Here is an 8,923-nt window from a genome sequence, read left to right as displayed (position 1 = left end):
GTTTGAAAAATACTTGCTCTAGCTCTTTCCAATGGTATTTTTCCCTGCTTTCCTTTATAATGGGTGTATGGATAAGAAAAAATTATTATTGATTGATGGGTCTTCTGTTGCTTTTCGGGCGTTTTTTGCGCTCTATCAGCAGTTGGACCGTTTTAAGAATGCGGCTGGTTTGCATACCAATGCCATTTATGGCTTCCAGTTGATGTTGAGCCATTTGTTGGAGCGGGTTGAGCCGAGCCATATTTTGGTGGCTTTTGATGCGGGTAAGACGACCTTCCGTACAGAGATGTATGCGGACTATAAGGGTGGTCGGGCTAAGACTCCTGATGAGTTTCGTGAGCAATTTCCCTTTATTCGTGAGTTGCTGGATTATATGGGGATTCGTCACTATGAGTTGGCTCAGTATGAGGCGGATGACATCATTGGGACACTGGATAAACTAGCAGAGCAGGATGGTTTTGATATTACCATTGTCAGTGGGGACAAGGACTTGATTCAGCTGACGGATGAGCATACGGTGGTTGAAATTTCCAAGAAAGGTGTGGCTGAGTTTGAGGCCTTTACGCCAGATTATCTCATGGAAAAGATGGGCATCACACCGACTCAGTTTATCGATCTCAAGGCGCTTATGGGAGATAAGTCGGATAATATCCCTGGGGTGACCAAAATCGGTGAAAAGACGGGTATCAAGCTCTTGCTGGAGCATGGTTCGCTTGAGGGAGTTTATGAAAATATTGATGGGATGAAGGCATCTAAGATGAAGGAAAATCTCATCAATGACAAGGAACAGGCTTTTTTGTCTAAAACACTAGCGACCATTGATACCAAGGCACCGATTGAGATTGGTTTGGAGGACTTGGTCTATAGTGGTCCAGATGTGGAAAATCTTGGGAAATTCTACGATGAGATGGGCTTCAAACAGCTCAAGCAAGCTCTAAATGTGTCGTCAGCTGATGTGGCTAAGAGCTTGAATTTTACTATTGTTGACCAAATCAGTCAAGATATGTTGAGTGAAGAGTCAATCTTCCATTTTGAGCTTTTTGGTGAGAATTACCATACGGATGATTTGGTTGGTTTTGCTTGGTCTTGTGGAGATAAGCTCTATGCCACAGACAAGCTTGAGCTCTTGCAAGAGCCTATTTTCAAGGCCTTTTTAGAAAAAACACCTCTGAGAGTGTATGACTTTAAGAAGGCTAAAGTTCTCTTGCATCGTTTGGGTGTGGATTTGCAGTCGCCTGCTTTTGACAGCCGTTTGGCTAAATACCTCCTTTCGACTGTGGAGGACAATGAAATTGCGACTATTGCTAGTCTTTATGGTCAGACTTATTTGGTTGATGATGAGACTTTCTATGGTAAGGGTGTCAAAAAGGCCATTCCTGAACGCGAGAAATTATTAGAGCATTTGGCTCGTAAGCTTGCCATTTTGGTCGAAACAGAGCCTGTTTTACTTGAAAAACTCAGCGAAAATGGGCAATTAGGGCTTCTTTATGATATGGAGCAACCTCTGGCTTTTGTCCTTGCTAAGATGGAAATTGCTGGGATTAAGGTTAAAAAAGAGACCTTGCTTGAGATGCAGGTTGAAAATGAGCTTGTTATTGAAAAACTCACTCAGGAGATTTACGAACTGGCTGGTGAGGAGTTTAATATCAACTCTCCTAAGCAATTGGGTGTACTTCTCTTTGAAAAATTGGGACTTCCTTTAGAATATACCAAGAAAACCAAGACAGGTTATTCGACAGCAGTGGATGTCTTGGAGCGTCTGGCTCCTATTGCACCAATCGTTAAGAAAATTCTCGACTACCGTCAGATTGCTAAGATTCAATCGACTTATGTGATTGGCTTGCAGGACTGGATTTTGGCTGATGGCAAGATTCATACTCGCTATGTTCAGGATTTGACCCAGACTGGGCGTTTGTCTAGTGTGGATCCAAACTTGCAAAACATTCCTGTGCGTTTGGAGCAGGGCCGTCTCATTCGTAAGGCTTTTGTGCCTGAGTGGGAGGATAGTGTGTTGCTCAGCTCGGACTATTCACAAATTGAATTGCGCGTTTTGGCGCATATTTCTAAGGATGAGCACTTGATTAAGGCCTTCCAAGAGGGAGCGGACATCCATACTTCGACAGCTATGCGGGTCTTTGGAATTGAACGTCCTGAGGATGTGACTGCAAACGACCGTCGCAATGCCAAGGCTGTCAACTTTGGAGTGGTTTACGGGATTTCAGACTTTGGTTTGTCTAATAATTTGGGCATTAGCCGTAAGGAGGCAAAGGCCTACATTGATACCTACTTTGAACGCTTCCCAGGTATTAAAAACTACATGGATGAGGTGGTGCGTGAGGCGCGTGATAAGGGCTATGTGGAGACCCTCTTCAAGCGTCGTCGTGAGTTGCCAGATATCAATTCGCGTAACTTTAACATTCGTGGCTTTGCGGAGCGGACTGCTATCAACTCTCCTATCCAGGGTTCGGCGGCAGATATTCTCAAGATTGCTATGATTCAGCTGGATAAAGCCTTGCTTGCAGGTGGTTATCAGACTAAGATGCTTCTGCAAGTGCATGATGAAATCGTCCTTGAAGTTCCTAAATCTGAATTGGCAGAGATGAAAAAATTGGTCAAACAAACCATGGAAGAAGCCATTCAACTCAGTGTTCCTCTTATCGCAGATGAAAATGAAGGGGCAACCTGGTACGAGGCTAAATAAAAAGGGGGCTAGTCCTCCTTTTTTGTAGTAGAATTCTGCAAGCCTTTTCAAATTGTGCTATACTGAAGAAAAAGGAGGATTTCTATGAGTCAAGAATTTATCAATCCAAGTGATGGCGTGATTCGTCAGTATCTCGCAACGAGTAAAACCCTTGCTGTGGTTGGTTTGTCAGACCGTGAGGAAACAACCAGCAATCGAGTGACCAAGGAAATGCAGGCTCGGGGCTATAAAATCATCCCAGTCAATCCCAAGGCGGCAGGTGGCGAAATCTTGGGTGAGAAGGCTTATGCCAGCCTAGCAGAGATTCCTTTTCCTGTAGATATTGTCAATGTTTACCGTCGCAGTGAGTTTTTGCCAGATGTGGCGCGTGATTTTCTCAAGGCTGATGGTAAGATTTTTTGGGCACAGCTGGGACTTGAAAGTCTAGAAGCGGAAGAAATCTTGCGTGCTGGTGGATACGATGACATCGTGATGAATCGTTGCATCAAGAGAGAACATACACGCTTGATTAAGGAAGCATAAGAAAAAGGTAGCTGATGGGCTACCTTTTGTGTTATACTCAATGAAAATCAAAGAGTAAACTAGCCGCAGGTTGCTCAAAACACAGTTTTGAGGTTGTAGATAAGACTGACGAAGTCAGTCACATATATACGGTAAGGCGACGTTGACGTGGTTTGAAGAGATTTTCGAAGAGTATTAGAAAATGCCGATAAGGGTCTGCATACCAAGACTGGTGAGGATGATGGCAATCCAGCAGATGGCTCCAAGAAGAATGGATTTTCCGCTGGATTTGACCATAGCTACTAGATTGGTTTTGAGTCCGATAGCACTCATGGCCATGACAATAAGGAATTTAGAGAGTTCTTTGAGAGGGGTAAAGAAACTACTGGATACACCTAGAGAGGTGAGTAGTGTAGTGAGGAGAGAGGCAAGGATAAAGTAAAGGATAAAAAGTGGGAAGACTTTTTTCAGTTGTAGGCTTTGCTTGTTTTCTTGTTGGCGACTTTGCCAGTAGGATAGAAAGAGCGTGATAGGGATAATGGCCAAAGTACGTGTGAGTTTAACAATGGTTGCAGACTCGAGGGTATTGCTTTGGTAAAGGCTGTCCCAAGCGCTGGCGGCAGCCGTTACAGAGGAAGTGTCGTTGACCGCAGTCCCTGCAAAGAGGGCGAAGCCTTCATTGGATAGATGAAGCCAGGTGCCGAGGGTTGGAAAGATGAGCGCAGCCAAGACATTGAAGAAAAAGATAACAGAGATGGCTTGGGCTACTTCCTTTTCCTTGGCATGGATAACGGGCGCTGTCGCTGCAATGGCAGAACCACCACAGATTGAAGAACCTACTCCAACCAAGGTAGCCAGTTTTGTATCCAGTGCAAAGAAACGCTGGAAGAAATAGGCAATAATCAGAGCTATTGAGATGGTGGACAGGATGACAGGGAGTGAAGATTGTCCGACTGCGAAGACTTGCGAGATATTGAGACCAAAACCAAGCAAGACAACGGCATACTGGAGCAATTTCTTGGAACTAAAGGTCAATCCCGCATCCAGTTGTGTATAAGACGAGAGAAAGGGATGTAGGAGCATTCCCATGAAAATGGCAAAAACGGGCGCGCCAATGACAGGGAAGAATCCTCCTAAGTACCAAGATACGATAGAAATGAGAAGGCAGGCCAAGATACCTGCTCCATTTTTTGATAGAAATGACATAAAAACCTCCAAATAAAATCTTTTACCATTATAGACATAAAAACAGGAAAAGTAAAGTAGAAAGTGGAAAGCTATTCTATCATGTATTTTTGCGGTCGGGGGGCTTTTGTAGTATAATAGAGATACGTTTTGAAAGTAGGAGGTATCTATGGACTTAACTAAGCGCTTTAATAAACAGTTAGATAAGATTCAAGTTTCGTTGATTCGTCAGTTTGACCAGGCTATTTCGGAGATTCCTGGGGTCTTGCGTTTGACCTTGGGGGAACCTGATTTTACAACGCCAGATCATGTCAAGGAGGCGGCCAAGCGAGCGATTGATCAGAACCAATCCTACTATACAGGGATGAGTGGCCTGCTGACTCTACGTCAGGCAGCCAGTGACTTTGTTAAGGAAAAGTACCAACTGGACTATGCTCCTGAGAATGAAATCTTGGTTACAATTGGGGCGACAGAGGCTTTATCTGCGACTTTGACAGCTATTTTGGAAGAGGGAGACAAGGTGCTCTTGCCAGCTCCTGCCTATCCGGGTTATGAACCGATTGTCAATCTAGTTGGGGCAGAGATTGTCGAGATTGACACGACTGAAAATGGGTTTGTCTTGACTCCTGAGATGTTGGAGAAGGCCATTTTGGAGCAGGGAGACAGGCTCAAGGCGGTTATTCTTAACTATCCAGCTAATCCGACAGGAATTACCTATAGTTGGGAGCAGTTGGAAGCCTTGGCAGCTGTTTTACGCAAGTACGAAATTTTCGTTGTCTGTGATGAGGTTTATTCAGAATTGACCTACACAGGGGAAGCCCATGTGTCTCTGGGAACCATGTTGAGAGATCAGGCTATCATCATCAATGGTTTGTCTAAATCACATGCTATGACAGGTTGGCGTTTGGGTCTGATTTTTGCTCCTGCAGCCTTCACAGCCCAGTTAATCAAGAGTCACCAGTATCTGGTTACTGCTGCAAACACCATGGCTCAACATGCTGCGGTAGAAGCCCTGACGGCTGGTAAAAACGATGCGGAACCTATGAAGAAGGAATACATCCAGCGTCGGGACTATATTATCGAGAAAATGACTGCTCTTGGTTTTGAGATTATCAAGCCAGACGGTGCCTTCTATATCTTTGCTAAGATTCCAGCGGGCTACAATCAAGACTCCTTTGCTTTTCTGAAGGATTTTGCTCAGAAGAAGGCCGTTGCCTTTATCCCTGGTGCTGCCTTTGGGCGTTACGGAGAAGGCTATGTGCGTCTGTCTTATGCAGCCAGCATGGAGACTATCAAAGAAGCCATGAAACGACTTGAGGAGTATATGAGAGAAGCATGATTCAGTCTATCACGAGTCAAGGCTTGGTGCTCTACAATCGTAACTTTCGTGAGGATGACAAGCTAGTCAAGATTTTTACAGAGCAGGCTGGGAAACGCATGTTTTTTGTCAAACACGCTGGCCAGTCTAAGCTGGCGCCGGTTATTCAACCCTTGGTGCTGGCACGATTTCTCTTGCGAATCAATGATGATGGGCTCAGTTACATTGAGGACTATCATGAGGTGATGACCTTTCCCAAGATCAATAGTGACCTCTTTGTCATGGCCTATGCAACCTATGTGGCAGCTCTTGCCGATGCTAGTTTGCAGGACAATCAGCAGGATGCTCCCTTGTTTGCTTTTTTGCAAAAGACTTTGGAGTTGATGGAAGAGGGTTTGGATTATCAGGTTTTGACCAATATTTTTGAAATCCAAATCTTGACTCGATTTGGGATCGGCCTCAATTTTAATGAGTGTGTCTTTTGTCATCGGGTTGGTCAGGCTTTTGATTTTTCTTTCAAATATGGCGCCTGCCTCTGTCCAGAGCATTATCATGAAGATGAGAGACGTTGCCATCTCAATCCCAATATCCCTTATCTGCTCAATCAATTTCAAGCTATTGATTTTGAGACCTTGGAGACTATTTCGCTCAAGCCTGAAATCAAGCAAGAGCTACGCCAATTTATGGATCAACTCTACGAAGAGTACGTTGGGATTCACCTAAAATCAAAGAAATTTATTGATTCCCTAGCAGACTGGGGACAATTACTAAAAGAGGAAAAGAAATGAAAAAAATCGCAGTAGATGCCATGGGAGGCGATTACGCACCTCAGGCCATCGTTGAGGGTGTCAATCAAGCCCTAGCTGACTTTTCAGATATCGAGGTTCAACTCTACGGAGATGAAGCTAAAATCAAGCAATATCTGACAGCGACAGAGCGCGTCAGCATTATCCATACAGATGAGAAGGTTGATTCAGACGATGAACCTACGAGAGCTATTCGGAAGAAGAAAAATGCCAGTATGGTATTGGCGGCCAAGGCTGTCAAAGAGGGTGAAGCAGATGCTGTCCTATCGGCTGGAAATACAGGTGCTTTGTTGGCGGCAGGATTTTTCATCGTGGGTCGTATCAAGAATATCGATCGACCTGGGCTTATGTCAACCTTGCCGACCATTGATGGGAAAGGTTTTGACATGCTTGACCTCGGTGCCAATGCGGAAAATACAGCCCAGCACCTCCATCAATACGCGGTTCTAGGTTCTTTCTATGCTAAAAATGTCCGTGGCATTGCGCAACCACGCGTTGGCTTGCTCAACAACGGAACAGAGAGTAGTAAGGGCGACCCGCTTCGTAAGGACACCTACGAATTACTAGCAGCTGATGAAAGTTTGAACTTTATCGGAAATGTGGAAGCGCGTGATTTGATGAATGGCGTTGCAGATGTTGTTGTGGCAGATGGTTTCACGGGAAACGCTGTGCTCAAATCCATTGAAGGGACAGCCATGGGAATCATGAGCTTGCTCAAGACTGCTATTACAGGTGGTGGTCTTCGAGCGAAACTAGGCGCCCTCCTTCTCAAGGACAGCCTCAGAGGTTTGAAAAAACAGCTCAACTACTCAGATGTTGGTGGAGCGGTCTTGTTTGGTGTTAAGGCACCTGTTGTCAAGACTCATGGCTCAAGCGATGCCAAGGCTGTCTATAGTACGATTCGCCAGATTCGTACCATGCTAGAAACAGACGTAGTTGCCCAGACTGCGCGTGAATTTTCAGGAGAATAAAAGAGATGACAGAAAAAGAAATTTTTAACCGTATTGTGACCATTATCCAAGAGCGACAGGGAGAGGACTTTGTAGTGACCGAAGCTTTGAGTCTGAAAGACGATTTGGATGCTGACTCAGTTGACTTGATGGAGTTTATCTTGACACTGGAAGATGAATTTAATATCGAGATCAGCGACGAAGAAATTGACCAACTGCAGAGCGTAGGAGATGTGGTTAAAATCATTCAAGCAAAATAAAGATAAGAAGTTCCAAGGCATTTGCTTTGGAATTTTTTATTTGCTTTAAATGACCGTTTAGGAACAGATTTAGTCTTTCTAGGGACAGGAGAAATCTGAGGACAAATAGGGGATATAATGGAGTTAGAAAAAATTAATCTCCAAAAAGGAGAAAAAAGAAAGGATTTTTATGATGAAAAAATATCTTTATTCTAGTTTGTTAGTTCTTGCAGGAGGCGTTCTCCTAGCAAATACTACGGTAGCCTATGCTGATTCCCCATCAGAAAGTGAGAAAGAAGCGATTGCTCAATTAGTTAATCAAGGCAAGATAAAAGCTGAAGAAGCTGATCAAGTAAAATTGATTGGTTTTGAAGATAAAGAAACTCAAGCAGAGGGCAATCAAGAGAAGAAAGCTTTCAATCAATATCGTGATCCGAAAGGAACATGGATGCAAACCAATGGTAAATGGTGGTTTAAATACGGTTCAGGTGGGTATGCTAAAAATTGGGAACAATTAGATGGCAAGTGGTACTATTTTGATGACCAAGGATGGATGAAAGAAAATACTTGGATTCAACCTGATGGCAATTATTACTACTTATCTGCTAGTGGTGCTATGGTCACTGGTTATCAACGTGTGAATGGTACACCATATTTCTTTAGAGAAAGTGGTGTATGGGTAGAAAATCGTGGGCAAGCTCTTGGTGAATACGCAGAGACATTTGTAGGAAGAATTCCATATGTTTGGGGTGGGGCAGATTTGAATAGTGGCGTAGATTGCTCAGGATTTACGATGGCTATTCATGCTAAGTTTGATATTAGTATTCCTAGAGTAACCTATGGTCAAGCAACAGGAGGAAGTTATGTAAGTAATGGTTCTCAACAAGCTGGAGATTTGATTTTGTATAATAGTGAAGAGACAAATGACCATGTAGGTATTTATGTTGGTGGTGGAAAGGTAGTTCATGCTCCATATCCGGGTCAATATGTTTCTTATATGAATCAATACGGTATTACTCAAAATACAATTCGTAGATATTGGTAATATTGTCTAATTTTTCACAATATTATTGACTTTGACAATGAAAAGTATTAGAATATAGCTAAATAAAGAGGGGAAGCCCTCTTATAGCTGTTCGATAAAGGAGGAAATAGCTATGAAAAAATCTAAATTACTTACTCTTGGTTTGCTTGCAGGTGCTGGTCTGCTTTTGTCTATTAAC

8 protein-coding genes are annotated in these 8,923 nt (G+C 43.5%); 7 read left to right on the top strand and 1 reads right to left on the bottom strand.

Annotated elements, in window-relative coordinates; translation table 11 throughout:
* Nucleotides 1–67: 67 nt before the first annotated feature.
* Complete coding sequence (gene polA / locus WKI42_RS08485; RefSeq protein WP_368081680.1) at nucleotides 68–2,701, top strand: DNA polymerase I; 2,634 nt, start codon at nucleotides 68–70, stop codon at nucleotides 2,699–2,701.
* A gap of 84 nt (nucleotides 2,702–2,785) precedes the next feature.
* Nucleotides 2,786–3,223 (top strand): CoA-binding protein, encoded by a 438-nt coding sequence (locus WKI42_RS08480; protein WP_368081679.1) that lies wholly within the window; start codon nucleotides 2,786–2,788, stop codon nucleotides 3,221–3,223.
* Nucleotides 3,224–3,397: 174 nt separating this feature from the next.
* Here the strand turns inward: WKI42_RS08480 and WKI42_RS08475 are convergent, their stop codons facing one another.
* Nucleotides 3,398–4,408, bottom strand: a complete 1,011-nt coding sequence (locus WKI42_RS08475; RefSeq protein ID WP_368081678.1) for a YeiH family protein — start codon at nucleotides 4,406–4,408, stop codon at nucleotides 3,398–3,400.
* A 148-nt stretch (nucleotides 4,409–4,556) separates the two neighbouring features.
* Here WKI42_RS08475 and WKI42_RS08470 point away from each other — a divergent pair, with 148 nt between their 5' ends.
* The 5 genes from WKI42_RS08470 (at nucleotide 4,557) to WKI42_RS08450 (ending at nucleotide 8,745) form a co-directional block, all read left to right on the top strand.
* Nucleotides 4,557–5,726, top strand: a complete 1,170-nt coding sequence (locus WKI42_RS08470) for a pyridoxal phosphate-dependent aminotransferase (protein WP_368081677.1) — start codon at nucleotides 4,557–4,559, stop codon at nucleotides 5,724–5,726.
* Nucleotides 5,723–6,493, top strand: a complete 771-nt coding sequence (gene recO, locus WKI42_RS08465; protein ID WP_368081676.1) for a DNA repair protein RecO — start codon at nucleotides 5,723–5,725, stop codon at nucleotides 6,491–6,493. Before WKI42_RS08470 ends, recO begins: the two co-directional genes overlap by 4 nt.
* Entirely contained in the window at nucleotides 6,490–7,482 is a 993-nt protein-coding gene (gene plsX, locus WKI42_RS08460) for a phosphate acyltransferase PlsX (protein ID WP_368081675.1), read from the top strand. The genes recO and plsX overlap by 4 nt, the downstream gene beginning before the upstream one ends.
* Nucleotides 7,483–7,487: 5 nt before the next feature.
* Nucleotides 7,488–7,721 carry an acyl carrier protein gene (locus WKI42_RS08455; protein ID WP_050243095.1) on the top strand — a complete coding sequence of 78 codons (234 nt, stop codon included), beginning with the start codon at nucleotides 7,488–7,490 and terminating at the stop codon, nucleotides 7,719–7,721.
* Between the two features lie 172 nt (nucleotides 7,722–7,893).
* Nucleotides 7,894–8,745, top strand: a complete 852-nt coding sequence (locus WKI42_RS08450; RefSeq protein WP_368081674.1) for a C40 family peptidase — start codon at nucleotides 7,894–7,896, stop codon at nucleotides 8,743–8,745.
* Nucleotides 8,746–8,923: the final 178 nt, after the last annotated feature.

The organism is Streptococcus pseudopneumoniae (assembly GCF_038148935.1).
In the GTDB taxonomy this organism is placed as follows: domain Bacteria; phylum Bacillota; class Bacilli; order Lactobacillales; family Streptococcaceae; genus Streptococcus; species Streptococcus pseudopneumoniae_U.
This window is presented reverse-complemented; position numbering and strand designations above follow the sequence as displayed.